At 72.8% G+C, this 17,589-nt stretch carries 19 protein-coding genes and 1 pseudogene; 6 read left to right on the top strand and 14 right to left on the bottom strand.

The features are described from left to right. Positions 1-70: 70 nt before the first annotated feature. The 9 genes from ABZ321_RS16970 to ABZ321_RS17010 form a co-directional block, all read right to left on the bottom strand. Complete coding sequence (locus ABZ321_RS16970) at positions 71-832, bottom strand: DUF4253 domain-containing protein (RefSeq protein WP_354891943.1); 762 nt, start codon at positions 830-832, stop codon at positions 71-73. 229 nt (positions 833-1,061) lie between these two features. Continuing rightward, positions 1,062-2,249: an MFS transporter gene (locus ABZ321_RS16975; RefSeq protein WP_354891946.1), complete on the bottom strand. Its 1,188-nt coding sequence runs from the start codon at positions 2,247-2,249 to the stop codon at positions 1,062-1,064. Next, entirely contained in the window at positions 2,246-2,929 is a 684-nt protein-coding gene (locus tag ABZ321_RS16980) for a FadR/GntR family transcriptional regulator (protein WP_344510678.1), read from the bottom strand. Before ABZ321_RS16980 ends, ABZ321_RS16975 begins: the two co-directional genes overlap by 4 nt. A gap of 48 nt (positions 2,930-2,977) precedes the next feature. Beyond that, complete coding sequence (locus ABZ321_RS16985) at positions 2,978-3,940, bottom strand: hypothetical protein (RefSeq protein WP_344510676.1); 963 nt, start codon at positions 3,938-3,940, stop codon at positions 2,978-2,980. Continuing rightward, positions 3,937-4,791, bottom strand: a complete 855-nt coding sequence (locus ABZ321_RS16990; RefSeq protein ID WP_354891950.1) for an ABC transporter ATP-binding protein — start codon at positions 4,789-4,791, stop codon at positions 3,937-3,939. The genes ABZ321_RS16985 and ABZ321_RS16990 overlap by 4 nt, the downstream gene beginning before the upstream one ends. Next, a complete protein-coding gene (locus tag ABZ321_RS16995; RefSeq protein ID WP_354891953.1) occupies positions 4,769-5,185 on the bottom strand; it encodes a GntR family transcriptional regulator in 417 nt (138 codons plus the stop codon). The genes ABZ321_RS16990 and ABZ321_RS16995 overlap by 23 nt, the downstream gene beginning before the upstream one ends. Before the next feature lie 114 nt (positions 5,186-5,299). Further along, entirely contained in the window at positions 5,300-6,010 is a 711-nt protein-coding gene (locus tag ABZ321_RS17000) for a hypothetical protein (protein ID WP_354891956.1), read from the bottom strand. 16 nt (positions 6,011-6,026) lie between these two features. Beyond that, a complete protein-coding gene (locus tag ABZ321_RS17005) occupies positions 6,027-6,515 on the bottom strand; it encodes a sigma factor-like helix-turn-helix DNA-binding protein (RefSeq protein ID WP_354891959.1) in 489 nt (162 codons plus the stop codon). A gap of 121 nt (positions 6,516-6,636) precedes the next feature. After that, positions 6,637-7,557, bottom strand: a complete 921-nt coding sequence (locus ABZ321_RS17010) for a M56 family metallopeptidase (RefSeq protein WP_354891962.1) — start codon at positions 7,555-7,557, stop codon at positions 6,637-6,639. Positions 7,558-7,647: 90 nt separating this feature from the next. Between ABZ321_RS17010 and ABZ321_RS17015 the strand changes: the two genes are divergently transcribed. The 6 genes from ABZ321_RS17015 to ABZ321_RS17040 all read left to right on the top strand — a co-directional run bounded on the left by ABZ321_RS17015 (position 7,648) and on the right by ABZ321_RS17040 (position 12,534). Continuing rightward, on the top strand, positions 7,648-8,037 hold the full coding sequence (locus tag ABZ321_RS17015) for a BlaI/MecI/CopY family transcriptional regulator (protein WP_344510663.1): 390 nt from the start codon (positions 7,648-7,650) through the stop codon (positions 8,035-8,037). 53 nt (positions 8,038-8,090) lie between these two features. Beyond that, positions 8,091-8,612: a PadR family transcriptional regulator gene (locus ABZ321_RS17020; protein ID WP_354891965.1), complete on the top strand. Its 522-nt coding sequence runs from the start codon at positions 8,091-8,093 to the stop codon at positions 8,610-8,612. A 142-nt stretch (positions 8,613-8,754) separates the two neighbouring features. After that, positions 8,755-9,987, top strand: a complete 1,233-nt coding sequence (locus tag ABZ321_RS17025) for a glycoside hydrolase family 3 N-terminal domain-containing protein (protein WP_354891968.1) — start codon at positions 8,755-8,757, stop codon at positions 9,985-9,987. A 30-nt stretch (positions 9,988-10,017) separates the two neighbouring features. Next, a complete protein-coding gene (locus ABZ321_RS17030) occupies positions 10,018-10,812 on the top strand; it encodes a DUF4184 family protein (protein ID WP_354891970.1) in 795 nt (264 codons plus the stop codon). Positions 10,813-11,659: 847 nt separating this feature from the next. Continuing rightward, a complete protein-coding gene (locus ABZ321_RS17035; protein WP_344510656.1) occupies positions 11,660-12,112 on the top strand; it encodes a hypothetical protein in 453 nt (150 codons plus the stop codon). 17 nt (positions 12,113-12,129) lie between these two features. Then, entirely contained in the window at positions 12,130-12,534 is a 405-nt protein-coding gene (locus ABZ321_RS17040; RefSeq protein WP_354891973.1) for a hypothetical protein, read from the top strand. Positions 12,535-12,800: 266 nt separating this feature from the next. On the opposite strand, the gene ABZ321_RS17045 is transcribed toward ABZ321_RS17040, so the two are convergent. From ABZ321_RS17045 to ABZ321_RS17065, 5 genes and pseudogenes are all read right to left on the bottom strand, one after another. Further along, a complete protein-coding gene (locus ABZ321_RS17045; RefSeq protein ID WP_344510654.1) occupies positions 12,801-13,181 on the bottom strand; it encodes a nuclear transport factor 2 family protein in 381 nt (126 codons plus the stop codon). Positions 13,182-13,549: 368 nt separating this feature from the next. Continuing rightward, positions 13,550-13,801, bottom strand: a complete 252-nt coding sequence (locus ABZ321_RS17050) for a winged helix-turn-helix domain-containing protein (protein ID WP_354891976.1) — start codon at positions 13,799-13,801, stop codon at positions 13,550-13,552. A 16-nt stretch (positions 13,802-13,817) separates the two neighbouring features. Then, positions 13,818-14,006: pseudogene (locus tag ABZ321_RS17055) on the bottom strand (helix-turn-helix domain-containing protein); the annotation flags it as partial. Between the two features lie 463 nt (positions 14,007-14,469). Further along, on the bottom strand, positions 14,470-16,671 hold the full coding sequence (locus ABZ321_RS17060) for an ATP-dependent RecD-like DNA helicase (RefSeq protein ID WP_354891979.1): 2,202 nt from the start codon (positions 16,669-16,671) through the stop codon (positions 14,470-14,472). Between the two features lie 43 nt (positions 16,672-16,714). Further along, positions 16,715-17,497 carry a class I SAM-dependent methyltransferase gene (locus ABZ321_RS17065; RefSeq protein ID WP_354891982.1) on the bottom strand — a complete coding sequence of 261 codons (783 nt, stop codon included), beginning with the start codon at positions 17,495-17,497 and terminating at the stop codon, positions 16,715-16,717. Positions 17,498-17,589 lie beyond the last annotated feature (92 nt).

Raw genomic sequence — 17,589 nt, forward strand, 5'->3', positions numbered from 1 at the left:
CGGAGACGCCGGTGAACCGTGGGGAAATACAAGGCGAACGATGCGCGTCGCCGACCCGCACAGCGGGCGGTCAGTCCCACCAGAAGTGCCAGGCGGGCGCGCCGACGAGGCCCGCCGCGTATCCCTGCAGATCGTCGTCGGTCCATGCGGTGTCGGGGCAGAACGCGACGTGCTCCGCGGCGACCGTCAATGCCTCGTCCACCGTGGACGGTGGCGCGGCGACGCTCAGGAACAGCTCGGCGAAGCCGACCCCGACGACCCGGACCCCGAAGCGCTCCTCCCAGCTGCGCAGGACCGCGCTGATGTGGGCGGTGTCGTCGGTGTGGTTGGCGGGGCCGTCCCAGCCGACGACGGTGAGCGCGTCGGCGCCGCGGCCGGCGGCGACCAGGCCGAGCCGCCACGGCCGGCGGGACGCGACGAGCGCGGCCGCCTCCCGGTCGGCGGTCGCGTCGGCGTCGGCTGGGTCGACGCCCGCCGCGGGTGCCAGCCCCGGCCACGGGCCGCGTTCGTCGCCGGTCTCCGCCCACCACTTCGGCAGCAGCGCCGCCGGGTCGTGGTCCGCGGGGTCGGACATGTCGTCGGGGACGAGCGCGCCCTCGATCCACGGCCGGCACGGGTCGCCGTCGAGGTGCGTCAGCAGCAGGGGCCACAGGCCGGTGGCGGGGTGCGCGGCGCGCAGCTCCTCCCACAGCCCCGGCGGCGGGGACGTCTTGCTCAGCCAGAGCACCGCCGGCTCGTCGTCGTCGAGGTCGGGCCGGATGGTCTTGCCCGGGGGCAGCGGCACGGTGAGGGCCTTGACCCGGGCGGGCAGCGTCAGACGCTTCACGGACACCCGCACGACCGTATCCGATCGGCGCCGGGTGGGACAGCCGCCGGGCGCCGTGTCCATCGACGAACTCGGCCACTCCGGCGGGCCTTCAACGAGGTGCAGCGGTCCCCGGCCGTCCGTGGCGGGCCGCCCGCCGGGTCGGCCGATCCTGTCGCGGGTGGCCCGTCTCGGTTGCCAGGTCAGCCGGTTCTGTTGCGGGCGGCCCGTCTCGGTCGGCGGGCCGCCCACGGGGTCAGCCGATCACCCTGTCCCGGCCGGCGAGGACGGCGAAGCCGCCCATCACTACGATCAGTGCGCACATCGTCGCCAAGGGCAACGTCCACGAGCCGCTCGCGTCGCGCAGCGCGCCGATGAGGACGGGGCCGCACGCGGCCAGGAGGTAGCCGACCGACTGCGCCATCCCCGACAGTGCCGCGGCCTGGCGGTGGTCGACGGCACGCAGGCTGAACAGCGACAGGCACAGCACGAGCGACAGGCCCGCACCGAGGCCGGCGCTCACCAGCCACACGACGGACAGGCCGGGCGCGAGCAGCAGCCCGCCCACCCCGAGCAGGATCATCCCGGCGCACAGCAGCGCGACGAGCCGCTGATCGGGCAGGCGGCGCATGAGGTGCGGGGCGGCGAGGTTCGCCACGACCGCGGCGATCAGGTACACGAACAGGTGCCAGCCGGCCGTCGTCGCGCTGACCCCGTGGTCCTGCTCGATGCTCGGCAGCCAGGCGACCATCACGTAGAAGACCAGCGACTGCAGGCCCATGAACAGCGTCACCTGCCAGCCGATCGGGCTGCGCCACGGCGAGCGGTGCGCGGCCGCCGCGCCGGTGCCGCCGTCGGGGCCCGCCGGACGGGTGCGCAGCCGGGGCAGCCAGACCGCGGCGGCGATGACCGTGAGCCCGACCCAGCAGCCGAGCGCGATCCGCCAGCCGGCGTCTGCCTGGCCGGCGATGGGCACGGCGACGCCGGACGCGATGGCCGCGACGATGCTCTGCGTCGCGGAGTAGCCGCCGGACAGCTGTGCGACCCGGTCCGGGAAGTCGCGCTTGACCAGGCTGGGCAGCAGCACGTTGAAGAACGCGATCGCCGCGCCGATGGCGACCGTGCCGGCCCAGATCCCGCCCGCGACCGGCACCGACCGCAGCACGATGCCGGCGGCGAGCACCGCGAGGCCCAGGCCGAGGGTGCGCTCCAGCCCGAGCCGCCGCGCCACCAGCGGCGCGACCGGCGAGAAGCCCGCGAACGCGAGCAGCGGCAGCGCGGTCAGCACACCGGCGGCGGTCGCGGTCAGGCCGAGGTCGGCGCGCACGTCGTCGAGCACCGGCCCGACCGACGTCAGCGCCGCCCGCAGGTTGGTGGCGATCAGCAGGATGCCGACCACGAGCAGCCCGGTGCGGGCCCGCACGGGCGCGAGGGTGGCGGTCACGACGCGCTCCCGCGCAGGATGTCGCGGCCCTCGGCGACCAGCGCGACGCTGCACGCCTCGGCGGCGTCGGGGTCGCCGGCCTCGATCGCGTCGACCAGGTGGTGGTGCAGGTCGTGCACGGCGCTGTCGTGGTCCAGCCCGGCGCTGTCACTGATCGTCTGCGTGATGACGGGGCTCAGGTGCTGGTAGAGCTCAGCGAGCAGCGGGTTGCCGCCGGCGATGACGACCGCGCGGTGGAACGCGAAGTCGGCCTCGACGAAGCCCGCCAGGTCGCCGGTCCGGGCGGCGTCCCGCCGGTCGAGCAGCTCGCGCAGGTGGGCGACGTCCTCGGCGGTGGCGTGCAGCGCGGCCCGGCGCGACCCGCGGTGCTCCAGCAGCGCCCGCACCTCGAAGGCGTCGTCGGGGTCGGCCTCCGCGACCCGCCGGCCGAGGGACACCTGCAGCTCGCTGTCGGCGCGCACGTAGGTGCCGTCGCCGGGACGCGCTTCGAGGAGTCCGAGGTGTACGAGCGCGCTCAACGCCTCCCGGACGGTGTTGCGACTGACGCCGAGCTGCTCGGTGAGCCGGTGCTCGGGTGGGATCCGGGAGCCGACCGGCCAGTCACCGGCCGCGATCAGCTGCTTGAACTGACCGGCGACCTGCGTGGCGAGGGGCACGGCCCGTTGCGGGCTCGACAGCACTCCGACCTCCAAATGTAGGACATTTGGATGGTAGGACAGATCGAACGTTTACGCGAGCCTGCGGACCACCCACCAGACGGCCAGGCCGAGCGCCGCGGCGGCCAGCCCGGCGAAGATGCCCGACTCGATGAGCTGGAACGTCCAGAAGCGTTCGATCGGCTGGTACGTGTCGGCCCACTCGTACCCGAGACCGCCGAGGCACACGTCGGTCGCGGCACGGTCGGCCTGCGCCGCGCACGCCGCGGGCACCTCCGACAGCGGGCTCAGGACGCCGGCGGCGTTCACGGTGTCGTGCCCCAGCACCCAGTCGCCCTTGCCGGCCCGCGGGTCGGCGGCGCCGAACGCGTACCGGGACCGCAGCGGCGCCATGAAGTGCTCCCGCCACACCCGCACGAGCAGGGTCGTCACCAGGTACGTGACCAGGGTGACCGCCATCGCGGGGACGGTCCGGCGCAGGAGCGCCCCGGCCGCGGCGCCGACGGCGAACGCGAAGACGGCATACGCGATGGGGACGATGCCCCGGAAGTCGAACACGTTGGGGTCGAGCCGGCCGTACATGACGGTGCCCTGCACCCGGATCCGCTCGATCGGCTCGAACCACCACGTCATCAGCTCGGTGAAGGCCGCGGCGACGGCGGCGGCGCCGGCCAGGTGCAGCCCGAGCCGCGCGGCGAGCCACCGGCCGCGCCCGTGCGACTGCGTCCACACCAGGCGGTGCGTGCCCTGCTCCAGCTCCCGGGCGATGAGTGGCCCGCCCCAGAAGACCCCGATGAGCATCGGCACGACGTTGAGCAGCTTGACCGCGGTGGTCACCGCGTCGAACCGCAGGTCGAACGCCTGCACGAGGTCGCCGCAGTCCCCGCCGCCGGCGAGGCACGCGCCGAGCCCGGAGTCGTGCATGAACCCGGTCATCGCCCGCCGCGTCAGCACCGCGAACACGGCGACGGCGGCGAGCAGCAGCGCGGAGGACAGGATGTTGGGCCGGGCCAGCCGCCACGCGAGTCTCGTCATGCCGCCACCGCCGTCATGTAGGCCAGCGCCAGCTCCTCGAGGGAGACCGGTCGCACCGTCCAGACCCGCTCGTCGATCGGCCCGTGGGCGCGCACGATGAGGCTGGCCTGGCGGTCGGTGTAGTCGGCCTGCACGGCGGTGTGCGCCGCGGTCAGCGCCGGTGCCGCGGCCCGCGGGCCGGTGACCATCCGGTGCTGCGCCAGCAGCGTCTCGGTGTCGTCGGCGAGCTGGACGTGCGAGGTGCTCAGCAGCACCAGGAACTCGCAGGTCCGCTCGACGTCGGCGAGCAGGTGCGAGGACAGCACGACGGTCACGCCGGACTCGGCGACCTCCGCCATCAGTGTCCGCAGGAAGTCGCGCCGGGCGATCGGGTCGAGGTCGGCGACCGGCTCGTCGAGCAGCAGCAGCCGGGGCCGCTTGCCCAGCGCGACCGCGAGGGCGAGCTGCGAGCGCTGCCCGCCGGAGAGCCGGCCGACCTTCTGCCCGGGCGGGATGCCGATGCGCTCGATCCGCTCTGTCGCCGCCCGCGGGTCCCAGCCCGGGTTGAGCCAGGCGCCCATGCGCAGCGTCTCGGCGACGGTCAGATTGCGGTACAGCGGCTTGTCCTGCGCGACGAACCCGACCTCGGCGACCGTGCCCGGCGAGCGCGGCGGGCGGCCCAGGATCCGCACCGACCCCTCGGTCGGGCGGAGCAGGCCGACGGCCAGGCTCAGCAGCGTGGTCTTGCCGGCGCCGTTGGGGCCGACGAGGCCGATCACCTGGCCGGCGGGCAGCGACAGCGTGCAGTCGCGCAGCGCCCACTTCCGCCCGTAGCGGCGGCCGAGCCCCTCAGCTTCCAGTGCGGGTGTCATGCAGTCCCTCCGTGTCGTGCCGCATCACCGCGCGGTACATGGCTTCGATGTCGTCGTCGACCAGCCCGGCCTGCCTGGCCGCGCGCACCCAGTCGGCGAGGCGCTCCTGCAGCTCGGCCTGCTCCGCCTGCTCGGCCCGGTCCTTCGGGCCGAGCGTCGTGCGGACGAACGTGCCGAGCCCCTGCCGGACCACCAGCAGGCCTTCGCGCTCCAGCTCGCGGTAGGCCTTCAGGACCGTGTTGGGGTTGATCGCGAGCTTCGCCACGACCTCTTTCGCGGTCGGCAGCTTGTCCCCGGGCTCCAGCAGCCCCAGCCGCAGCGCGTGCCGCACCTGCTGCGCCAGCTGCAAGTAGGTGGCGACGCCGGACCGGTCGTCGAGCTGGAAGTCGATCACCAGAGCCTCAATCCACTAAGTGCTTAGTACAATGATGGTCGTGGCGGGCCGAAGGTGTCAAGGACGCACGACTGCCCCGGCGCCAACCGGCGCCGGGGCAGTCGCTGAGTGGGGTTACTTGGCCGGCTTGACCGGCTTGGCCGACGGGATCTCCTCGCTGCCGGCCCGGGGGCCCTCCCGCGGCGGCGCCACGGTGGTGCAGGTCAGCGGCGTGTCGATGGGCACCAGGCGCTCGACCGAGCCGGGGGAACCGCCCGTGACCTCCAGCTGGGTGGGGGACAGGTACCCGATGAACAGCTGCTTGCCGGGCGGCAGGGCCGAGGCGTCGAAGACGAACGTCGCGTCGGCGCCCGGCAGGGGCCGCACGACGTCCGTGACGCCGGGGCCGGTGCCGTGCACCAGCGTCAGGTCGTCGCCCGGGCCGGCGCAGAACTCGCCGACCTTGACGACCACCGGGAAGCCGGCCTGCCGCAGGGCCGCCTCCAGGCCGGCGGGGTCCGCGAACCACTGTTGCTTGGTCCAGGTCACCTGGACCGTGCCGTCGGCCCGGGAGTCGACGGTGTAGGCGACCGTCCGGACATGCACCTCGCCGGCCGCGTTCGCGCCGGGTGCCGTGGCCGGGGGTCCCGCCGGGGGGTTGGCGAGGCTCGCCACGCCGAGCGCGACGCCGGCCACCGCCACGGTGCCGGCGGCGACGGTCGCCAGCCGGCGGCGGTTGCGGCGGGCCCGGCCGGTGCTCACGATGTCCTCGACGGGCGTGCCCATCGTGACCGCGTCGAGCGAGCCCCGCAGGGTGTCGAGGACGTCGGTGTCGTGGTCGTTCATGACTGCTCCTGACTGTTCATGACTGCTCCTGGCTGTGGTTGACGACGAGATGGCCGCGCAGCGTCGCGATCGCCCGGGACAGGTGCGCGGTGACGGTGCCCGGGGCCATGCCCAGGGCCTTGGCGGTGGCGGCGGTGTCGAGGTCGAGGAAGACCCGGAACGCGATGACCTCCCGCTGCCGGGGCGGCAGGGCACGCAGCAGCCGCAGCAGCGCCGGGTCGAGGCCGCCGCCGGGCTCGCCGGTACCGACGGCGGCGTCCACGGGCCCGTCGCCGAGGTCGACCTCGCGGCGGTGCCGGCGCCACCACGACACCCGCAGGTTGAGCGCGGTGCGCACGACCCAGGCCCGCGGCGCCGGATGCCGCCGCACCTTGTGCCACGACATCCACGCCCGGGTGAACGCCTCGGCCACCAGGTCCTCGGCGACCTGGCGGTCCGCGACGCCGGCGAGCACGGCCCGCAGGCACCGGTCGCGCTCCGACCGGTAGAACTCGGTGAACTCCATGTGCCCCACGCCTCATGAACGCTTCAGGGCCCGGAATCACTTACCCGGGTTTTGCGAGGCCGTCGGTGGTGGCGCCGGCGCGGACCGCTCGGCGTCGCCCCGGGCCAGGCCGCGGGCCCGATCAGCGCCTGCTGGCCGCCATGAGCAGCTCGACCAGGTCGATGGCGGCCTCGACCGACCAGACGACGCTGAACGCGGCCAGCGCGGCGGGCAGCAGGCTCAGCAGCCCCGCGGCGGGCCAGGTGCGCGGGGTCAGCAGCAGCGACACCCGGCGCGGCACGATGCCCTGGGGGATCGCGACGTGCAGCACCGACCAGCCCGATCCGGCCGGGGTCGCGCCGGCACCGGAGGTCGCCAGCGCGGCCGCGCCGATGGCGTGCGCGACCGTGCGACGGCTGCCCACCTCGACGGCGGCATGCTCGTCGGCGGCCCGCTCGAGGAGGTAGTCGACGTGCTTCGCGACCCACCACAGCGCCGGGTGGGCGGCGGCGGCCGTGTCCGCCAGGCGGGCCAGCCGGTGGTGCCGGCCGGCGAGGTGCGCCTGCTCGTGCGCGAGCAGCGCGTCGAACTGCCGGTCGGTCAGCAGCGACCGCATGCCGGTGGTGACCACGACGTAACCGGGCCGGCCGGGGACCGCGAACGCCTTCGCCTCCGCGTCGGGCAGCACGACGAGCGCCGTGCCGTCGCCGGCGGACCGGCCGAGCGCGAGGACGTCGCGATGGTGGCGCCAGCGGCGGGTGACGGAGACGACGACGGCGGCCAGCAGCGCGACGCTGAGCCACGGCGCCCACGGCTCCGCGGCGGTGTCGGCCGTGACGACCGTCGCCGACCAGCCGAACACGCCGGCGACGGCCGGCACCTGGGCGAGCGCCTTCAACGCGAACAGCAGCAGGTTGACGGTGCTGGCGGCGGCGACCACGGCCGCGGACCAGGCGACGGCACGGGCCGCGCCGGCGGGCGGGAGCCGGTCGGCGAGCAGGCGCACGACGAGCAGGATCAGCGGTGGCACCACGAGCACCGACCACACGAAATGATCGAACATGTGCCTCCCCCCGCGCGGTGAGTCCGTGCCCCTCGCACTCTAACCAGATCGGTCAGCGACGACCGACCACGGCTCGATAGAGTCGTCGCGATGAGTACACCACCGCCTCCGGGAGACCGCCGGCGCCGGCCCGGACAGCTCGAGGCGCAGGTGATCACGGTCCTCGGTGCCGCCGCCGGTCCGCTTACCCCGGGCGAGGTCCGCGACCTGCTCGATCCCGCCGGCGCGCTGTCGTACAGCGCCGTGGTGACCACCCTGACCCGGCTGCACGAGAAGGGCTCCGTCACCAGGCACCGCGACGGCCGGGCGTTCCGCTACGGGGCGCTCCGCGACGCGGCCGGGCTGGTCGCGGAGCGGATGAGCCGCCTGCTCGCCGAGGAGCCCGACCGGGCGACGGTGCTGCGCCGGTTCGTCGGCACCCTGGACGACCGCGACGAGCAGACCCTCCGCGCGCTGCTGCGGGAGCACCCCGAGGCGTGACCTCTGCTAACTTCTACGTCGTGTAGAAGTTCGGCGGGAGGTGCCTGGCATTGGTGCTCGACGACGTGCTGCTCGCCCTGCTGGGCGGCCGTGACAGCAGCGCGTGGGAGCTCATGCGGCGCCACGACGAGATCTTCGGCAGCGCCCGGCGGATGGACATCGTCCGCGTGATGGCGTCGGTGACGCGGCTGGAGCGGGCCGGCTTCCTGCGGGTCGACACCGCCGTCCCGGCCCGCATGGCCAGCAGCAACCGGCGCACCTGCTCGCTCACCGCCGCCGGGCGGCAGCGCCAGCGGACCTGGCTGTGCGCCCTGCCGCCGGACGTCAGCATCGAGGACGTGTACGTGCGGGGCATGCTCGCCGTGGAGTCCGCCGACGAGGCGACCTTCGACATGTTCATCCGCAGTGGGCTCGCCGTCACCCGCGCCCGCATGCACGCGCTCGCCGACGACGTGGCCGGCGCGGCCGCCGTGACCCGCGCGAAGGCGGCGTTCGAGCGGGAGACCGTCCGCGCCCTCGCTCTGTGGCTGCACCAGCTGCCCGACCACCGCCTGCCCCGCTCCGCCGCGGGCTGACCTACCTCCGGCCGCCTGGCTGTGGGCCGCCTCGCTCCGGCGGTCGGACCGGTCCGCCGCGGGCTGGCGGGGGGCGGCCGGTGCGGGCCGGGTAACGTCCATCGGGTCGGGCATCCTGCGAACCCCACGGACGGAGCGGCCCATGGCTCGCCATCGTGGCCGGATCGGCCCGTTCCCCAGGTGGACCGTCGCCGTGGCTGCCGTGGTGCTCGTCGCGGCCGGGGCGGCGCTGTGGTTCGTCGCGGCCGGTCGCGGTACACCGGCATCCGACGCACGCACACCCGCCGGTGCCGGCACGCATGCCCCGGTGTCGCCGTCCGCCTCGCCGAGCGGTGACTGTGCCGCCGCGTTGGTCGCCAAGCTCACCCTGGAGCAGCAGGTCGGTCAGCTCCTCATGATCGGCACACCGATCGGGACGCCGCTCAACGCCGTCCAGGCGATTCAGCGGTACCAGTTGGGCGGCATCTTCCTGGCCGGCCGCAGCACGGCGTCGGCGGCGTCGCTGCGCCAGTCGATCGAGCAGCTGCAGGCGGCCGCGGCCAAGTCGGGGCTCGGCCTGCAGATCGGCGTCGACCAGGAGGGCGGGCAGGTCCAGACGCTGAAGGGCGCCGACTTCCCGGCCATCCCGTCCGCGGTCAACCAGGCCAAACTGGACGACGCGACGCTGAAGGCCAACACCGCCGAGTGGGTCGGCCGGCTCAAGGCCATCGGCGTCACCATCGACCTGGCTCCGGTCGCGGACGTCGTTCCGGCCGCCGTCGGCAAGGCCAACCCCCCGATCGGCGGCTTCGACCGCCAGTACGGCGCGACCCCCGAACCCGCCGCCGCCGACGTCGCCACCGTCGTGACCGCGATGCAGGGCGCCGGCGTGCTCGCCACGCTCAAGCACTTCCCGGGCCTCGGCCGCGTCCGCGTCAACACCGACACCTCCACCGGCGCCCGCGACGACATCACCACCGCCGACGACCCGGCCCTGCAGCCCTTCACCAGCGGCATCGCGGCCGGCTCGGCGGCGGTCATGATCTCCTCGGCGACGTACCCGAAGCTCGACCCGGCCAACATCGCCGCGTTCTCCGAGCCGATCGTCACCGGCCTGCTGCGCCAGAAGCTCGGCTTCGACGGCCTCGTGCTCTCCGACGACCTCGGCGCCGCCACCGCGGTCGCCTCGGTCCCGCTCGGCCAGCGCGCCGTCCGCTTCATCAAGGCCGGCGGCGACATGGCCCTGTCGGTGAAGCTGTCCGACGCCGGCCCGTGGACCGAGGCGCTCGTGACCGCCGCGAAGGGTGATCCCGCGTTCGCCGCCCGGGTGACCGAGTCCGCGACCCGGGTGGTCCGCGCCAAGCTCCGCGCCGGGCTGGCCCGCTGCGGCACCTGAACCGCGGCGGACCCGGCTACAGTCGCGATCATGCCGGCCACCTTCCCCTCGCACGCCGCCGCCGTCCTGCCGCTGAAGCTGTGGCGGCCCGCGTGGTTCGACGGGGTCGCCCTGGTCATCGGCTCGGCCGCGCCCGACCTGCCGTACGCGATGCACTGCCGCCCGCCGTTCACCAAGGGGCACACGTGGTGGGGCGTGCTGGCGTCGGTGCCCGTCACGACCGCGGCGACCCTGCTGGTCCGCCGGGCGGCACCGGAGGTCGCCGCGCACCTGCCGGGCCTCGGCCCGTTCGCCGTCCGTGACTACGGCGCCCTCACCCGGGCCCGGCACCCGTGGTGGGTCACGGCCGGCTCGGCACTCATCGGCGCCGCCAGCCACGTCGCGTGGGACCACCTGACCCACGACACGGTGACCGGCACCAGGGTCGGTCTGCCGCGCCTGGCCCGGGAGGTGCTGCCGGGGGTGCCGGCGTGGGTGCCGCTGCACCTGGCCTCCAGCGCGGTTGGTGCGGCGGCGTGGCTCGCCATGTCGGCGAGGCTGGGCCGCACCCGCAGGATCGCCGCGTGGCACGGCCCGGCGCCGCACGTCCAGCGGCGACCCGGGGCGTTCTGGGGCACCGCGGCGGCGGTCGGCGCGGCAGGCGCTGCGGCAGCCGCGCTCGCACCGCAGCCCCGCCGCCGGTACGTGCGCTTCCTGCCAGCCGTGCCCCAACCAGCGGTGGTGTCCGCGCGCCTCCTCGGCGTGACCGCGGCCGCCCTCATGACCGCTGCCGCCGTGCACCGCGCGATCACGGCAAGGCGACACCCTGCCGCCGAGGTCTGCTGACCGCCACTGCCGTCACGCCCGGCGGCACTCAGCACTGCCCCACGCCGAGTGGTGTGCCTGTTCGCCGTGTTCGCTGACTGCCGCCGCTGTCGCCGACCGCCGACCCAGCACAACTGCCCGCCTGGTCTATCCGCTCGGTCTGCCCCTCAATGCGCCCTCGACGCAGGAGACGCAGCCGTGGCGCCGGCGTATCGACCGGGACAGGCTCGCCCTCCACGCGGGCAGTACAGCAGGCTCTGACCGAGCGTGCCACCAGCCGCGAGGGCGTCGAGGTTGGGCGCGTTCGCCGCCACGACGTCGGCCCGGTTGAGCCCGTCCATGCCGACGACGAGAAGCGGCCACCTCGACGGCCGGGCGCTCGCGACGCCGGCCCCCTTGCCTGATCTCCAGTATTCGCCCGAGTTCGCAGGCCGGGACCCGTTGATCGACAGGAGCCTGTGGCTGTCCCGACGACCAGAAGTTCCTGTTGATCTGGCGTCCCGGCATGTGAACAGCGGCGCAACGAAGCGATCTGACCACCGAACGAGCATCGATTTTTGTCCGGCGTTGTTTGTCCGACGGCTGCCGCACTACCGGTCAAAGCGCCCAGAGCTCACGGTCAACTCGGACATCACCAAGGCTCACCATGGCCGGGGCTGCGATGCCGCAGACATCACAGCCCCGTGATAGTCCCGATCATCGGTCTGGAGGACTCATGAGAACAAAGGAAGGGCGACCCGTGCGCACAAGATCCCGAGCGTTGTTCCGAGCGTTGGGCGTCGCGGCCGCAGTACTCACCGTGGCTGGATCGGTGCTGGTGGGAAACCCGGCGTCGGCCGCAACCGGCGGAACGGGTTACAGCTCCTGCGTGAGGACCAGCACCACCAACACGTATTCGACGTACGCGACGGCAGACAATCAGTCCAACCGGGTCTCGGCGACATCCACCAGGGTGGTCCTTGACGTCTACGGCACGGGCAGGACATTCGACTGCGGACCGGGTGGCCGATCCCAAACCGTCCCCTCGCTGAAAGTGCAAACCACGTATGTCGTCGAGGGATCGGACATCAACTGCACCATCGGCGGCGGCACGGATGGGAACGTGACGTTCAGCTGCACGCCGAGCAAGACGTCCGCCACCATCACGGACACCTACACCTGCTCCAACGTCAGCTACTGCCAGATGTCCGACATCGGCGTGGTGTTCACCGCCGCCGGTAGTGGCCGCATTGACAAGATCGACACCACTGTCAAGGTGACCATCAGCGGGCCGTCGGGGCAGTCCAGCGCCACCTCCTACGTCACCGCCTTCAAGCGATGACACGGAAGGGGTTTGCGATGAGCCTGCGCCGGTTCTTCTCGGCGGCGACCGCGACCATTGTGCTCGTCAGTGGTATCGCCGCCTTCTCCCCGGCGGCCAACGCCGCCGATCCCTTTGCCTGCGAGATCCACATCGGAGGCACGTCAGAGTCCTACGAGATCGTCAAGGGATACGGGAGCATCGGATCCGGCTGTGTCGGCTGGACGGTCAACGTCCGCATCCAAAGAAGTCGAGCATGGCCCATTTTGTGGGAGACCATGAAGTCCGCTCGAATTACTGGGCCTGGTTACGACCAGTACGTCTACTACAACTGCGCCGGCACCGGGACCCATGACTTCCGGACAAGCGTCTGGGCCGAGCGGAATAATCCGTGGGGCCAGAAGGAAAAGACATCGGCCGTTCTGTACGAAGTAGTGTGCTAGCCCCGCGCCTTCATTGAGCATGGTTCGGGGACTGCGAAAGTGCCCCCTGACATGGGACGACAGGACCGGTCGAGGGTCTTGCCCATCCCGCCACAGGGGGCACTTTCAAGGTGAACGCGTCCGAAGATCGTCAGCCCATCGCGGGGCCGCCGCGACCAACCGAGCCCTGACCTGCGGCGACACCGCCCGGCGACCTCGGTGCCCACCATGCCCGGGGAGACCACGTTGACGGTGATGCCGTAGGGCCCAACTCGCCGGCGGACTCGTCAGGGCATCGGCTCCACCCATGGGGTGCGCCAGGCGGGCGGGTCGAACGGATCCGCGAAGTACTGGGTCTCGTGGGTGACCTTGCCGTCGCGGAACTCCATGATGCTGACGGTGAACGCCGGTGTCCCGTCGTAGTCGATCACGTACTCGGTGATCCACAGATCCCCGCCGCCGAGAACGCGGCGGATGGTGAAGCCGAGCTTGGCCGGGTGGTGCGAGCGGAGCGCCTGCAGGTTGCGACGGCCATGGATACGCTCGCCTGACTGGGGATAGTCGACCACGACGTCGTCGTGATAGATCTCGTGCTCGGCGTCCTGGTCCCCGGTGGCGGACGCCGCCCAGTGCCGGTCAAGTGCCGCCCGGATCTCCTGATCCCCCATTGACGTCACCTTCGACCATCACGAGTGCCGCGTGAGACGCCGGACCGGCATCTCAGCCCCGTCATCACCACCGTAACCGCGCCGGCACGTCGTCCCGGAACCGTAACCCGGCTCGTGGGGCACAACGCTGTCCAGGATCGCCGGGTGGACGTGGTCGGTGCCATCGAAGCCGCTGCCTGCACCGCCCAGGTTCCGCCGCGCCCGGAGCCGTGCGTGCGGCCGTCCGGAGCGATCGCGGCGCCGAAGTGCTCTCCGGTCCGCGTCCGCCCTGCCGATTCCTGGGACTTCACGCCGGACCGCGCGATCTGCGGGCCAGGCCCGGCGGATCGGCAGGTGCGTCGGTGCCGGTGGCCCGCCGAGGAACTGCGTCAGATGTGCTCGCGCCAGTCGGTGATTTTCTGCTCGTCACGTTCCACCGCGCGGCGCGCCGGGCGCTGAGCGCTGAACCCGAGCCGGTGCAGCAGGTTCCACACCGACGACGGATAGCGGTAGACCACCCCGAGCCGGCGGCGGATCACGGTGGCCACCCTGGCCAGGGTCCAGCCACCCGGAACCCACACGCCTGCGGCCCGGCGATGAGCACCTCGACCAGCTCTGCCTGCTGTCCCGGCGAAAGTCACGCCGGGAAACCGGCGGCCGTCGCATCCGTAACGCGTCCACCCCGCCGGTCAGCCACCACTGCCGCCACCTGAACACCGCCTGCGGCGTCACCCCCAACCGGCGAGCGATCTGCGCCTGCGGCACTTCCCGCTCGAACAACTCCGCAGCGACCAGCCGCCGCCGCTCGGCCTGCTCACGCTCAGCCTTCGCCACCGCGTTCGCCATACCTCAAGAGTCCACCCAACCCGGCCCCAGCCGGATCATGAAACCTCCGCGGTCGGCGCGGTCTAATCGCTTCGTCTGGTTGCCTGGCTCACGCTAAGACGTTGGCCAATGCCACGAGATGCTCCATTTGGGCATTGACGTTGCGCGATCAACCTACAAATCAGAGATCATTTTGTGGGTGGATCGCGCAGCCTCGATGGGACAAAGGGTGCGAGCGCTGACATTGATCAACGTCTGTGAGACGAGGGGCGGGTGGGTGGGAGGGGGGGAGGGGAGGGGACGCCAGTTGATCCGGCGGCGCTCAAGTGACCGTGTGGGCGAGGCGCGATCAGGGGTTGTGATGAGGGTGGTGGGTGCGGGGTTGGGCGTTGCGGTGATGGAGGGGCGGCAGTGTGGGCGAGGCGGGACTGCGTGGTGGCGCCGGCGCCGGCGGAGTGGTTGCCGGGAGAGGGGCCAGGCGGGGTCAGGGGCTGAGGCGGTGGGTGAGGGCGGTGTGGCGGCCGTTGCCGACGGTGCGGACCGCGGCGGCGAGGGCGCGGCGCGAGCCGACCAGCACGACGAGGCGCTTGGCGCGGGTGACGGCGGTGTAGAGCAGGTTGCGTTGCAGCATCATCCAGGCGCTCGTGGTCAGCGGGATCACCACGGCGGGGTACTCGGAGCCCTGGGAGCGGTGGATGGTCATCGCGTACGCGTGCTGCAGCTCGTCGAGCTCGTCGAAGTCGTAGTCGATGGACTCGTCCTCGTCGGTGCGGACCGTGAGGGTCTGCTCATCGGGGTCGAGGGCGGTGACGACGCCGAGGGTGCCGTTGAAGACGCCGGCCTGGCCCTTCTCGTAGTTGTTGCGGATCTGCGTGACCTTGTCGCCGACGCGGAACACCCGGCCGCCGGCGCGGCGCTCCGGCTGCCCGTCGCGGGACGGGGTGAGGCGCTCCTGCAGCAGGGCGTTGAGCGCGCCGGCGCCCGCCGGGCCGCGGTGCATCGGGGCGAGGACCTGCACGTCGCGGCGCGGGTCGAGGCCGAACTTCGCCGGGATCCGGTGGTGCACCACGTCGACGGTGAGCTGCGCCGCGGCCTCGGTGTCGTCGCACGGGAAGAGGAAGAAGTCCCGCATGCCCTGCACGACTGGCGGCAGGCCGGCGTTGATCCGGTGCGCGTTGGTGACGACGCCGGAGTCGGCGGCCTGCCGGAAGACCTGCGTGAGGCGTACCCGCGGGACGGCCTGCGCATCGAGGACGTCGCGCAGCACCGCGCCGGCGCCGACGGACGGCAGCTGGTCGACGTCGCCGACGAGGAGCAGGTGCGCGCCGGGCGGCACCGCCTTGACCAGCTTGTTGGCGAGGATGAGGTCGAGCATGGACACCTCGTCCACGACGAGGAGATCGACGTCGAGGGGGTTGTCCCGGTCGAAGCTGGCGTCGCCGCCGGGCTGGAGCTTCAGCAGCCGGTGTACGGTCGCGGCGGGCTGCCCGGTCAGCTCGGACAGGCGTTTGGCGGCCCGCCCGGTCGGGGCGACCAGCAGGATCTTCGCCTTCTTCGCGGCGGCGAGCTCGACGACCGACCGGACGGTGAAGCTCTTGCCGCAGCCCGGGCCGCCGGTGAGCACCGCGACCTTCGAGGTGAGCGCCAGCCGGACCGCCTCCTCCTGCTCGGGTGCCAGGTCGGCGCCGGTGCGCGAGCGAAGCCAGGCGAGCGCGCGGGTCCAGTCGACGCCGTGGAAGTGCGGCATCCGGTCGCCCCGCCCCCGCAGCAGGGTCAGCAGCGCGTTGGCCAGGGACTGCTCCGCGCGGTGGAACGGCACCAGGTACACGGCCGGCCCGTCGTTGCCGGGGACCGTCTCGCGCACCACCCCTTCCTCCGTGACGAGCTCGTCGAGGCAGCGGGTGGCGAGGTCCGCGGGCACGTCGAGGATCTTGGTGGCGTCGGCGACCAGCTGCGCGGCGGGCAGGAAGCAGTGCCCGTTGTCGGTGGCCTCGGAGAGGGTGTACTGGAGCCCGGCCTTCACCCTCTCCGGGCTGTCGTGCGGGATGCCGACGGCCTGGGCGATCGCGTCGGCGGTCTTGAACCCGATGCCCCACACGTCGGTGGCCAGCCGGTAGGGCTCGGTCTTCACCACGTCGATGGACTTGTCGCCGTACTGCTTGTAGACGCGCACCGCGATCGACGTCGACACGCCGACGCCCTGGAGGAAGACCATCACCTCCTTGATGACCTTCTGCTCCTGCCACGCCGCGGTGATCTTCGCGGTGCGCTTCGGTCCCAGGCCGGGCACCTCGACGAGGCGCTCGGGGTGCTCCTCGATGACGGTGAGCGTGTCGAGGCCGAAGTGCTCGACGATGCGTTCGGCGAACACCGGGCCGATCCCCTTGATGAGCCCGGAGCCGAGGTACCGGCGGATGCCCTGGATCGTGGCGGGCAGCACGGTGGTGTAGGAGACGACCTCGAACTGCCGCCCGTACTGCGGATGCGACGACCACCAGCCCCGCATCCGCAGGCTCTCGCCGGGCTGCGCCCCGAGCAGTGCCCCGACGACGGTCAGCAGGTCGGTGCCGCGCCCGGTGGCGACGCGGGCGACCGTGTAGCCGGTCTCCTCGTTCGCGTACGTGAGCCGCTCGAGGACCGCTTCGAGCACCTGCGGCGCCGGGCGGGAGGCGGCAGGTGGCGGCACGCGCACCATGGTGCCCCGGCCGCCACCGTCCTGGCAATCCGGCTCAGCGGGGCAGGCGGCGCGCCACGTAGACGACGTTCACCGCGTACCGGTCGGTGCCGGGCAGCACGCTCGCCGCCGAGTCGACGCCCCGCGCGATCCGGTCGAGCCCGCGCCGCTCGTACCAACCCTGGGTCAGCATCGAGAAGCCGCGCCGCTCCACGGTCTCGAACCCGTGCCTGGCCAGCAACCGGTCGACGTCGTCGTGCGACAGCTCGGCGAACCACCGCTGCCCCCGCAGCCGGTGCGCCCGCAGGTGCCGCAGCGAGTTGGCGTTGCCGTGGTTCTCGATGACGAGCAGCCCGGCGCCGGGGTCGGGCAGGGCCTTGGCCGCGAACGCGAGGGCCCGGTCGCGGACGGTGTCGTCGACGTTGAGCAGCAGCCGGAACACGGTGACGAGCGCCGGTCCGTCCGCCGGTGCGGGCTGCGGCACGGGGCCGTCGGCCGGGATCGCGTGCAGCCGCGCCCGGGTGCCGACCTCGGCGGCCTTGGCGAGCATGTCGGTGGACGTGTCGTAGCCGTGAGCCTCCCGGACGAGCCCGTGCAGGCTGCGGATCGCCCGGCCGGTGCCGCAGGCGAAGTCGTGCTGGACCGGTCGCTGGTCCGGTCGCTGGTTCGGTCGCTGGTTCGGTCGCTGGTTCGGGAACGACCGCCGGACGAGGGCCCGCAGGTACGCTCGCTGCCGCTCGTTGATCCGTGACGCGTAGCTGCCGGGTGCGTAGGTGACGTGCTCGTACTTGTCGACCGCGCCGGTGTGCTGGAACACCCGCGCGTAGTTCGTGTCCAAAGCTGATCCCCGTTCAGTTGTGCCGCCCTACCCAGGCCAACCGCGCCATGACGGATCGGATACGGCCAGCTACGGTCCGCAATCTTTCGAGA

Origin of the sequence: Dactylosporangium sp. NPDC006015, assembly GCF_040614215.1 — a bacterium.
Classification (GTDB): domain Bacteria; phylum Actinomycetota; class Actinomycetes; order Mycobacteriales; family Micromonosporaceae; genus Dactylosporangium; species Dactylosporangium maewongense.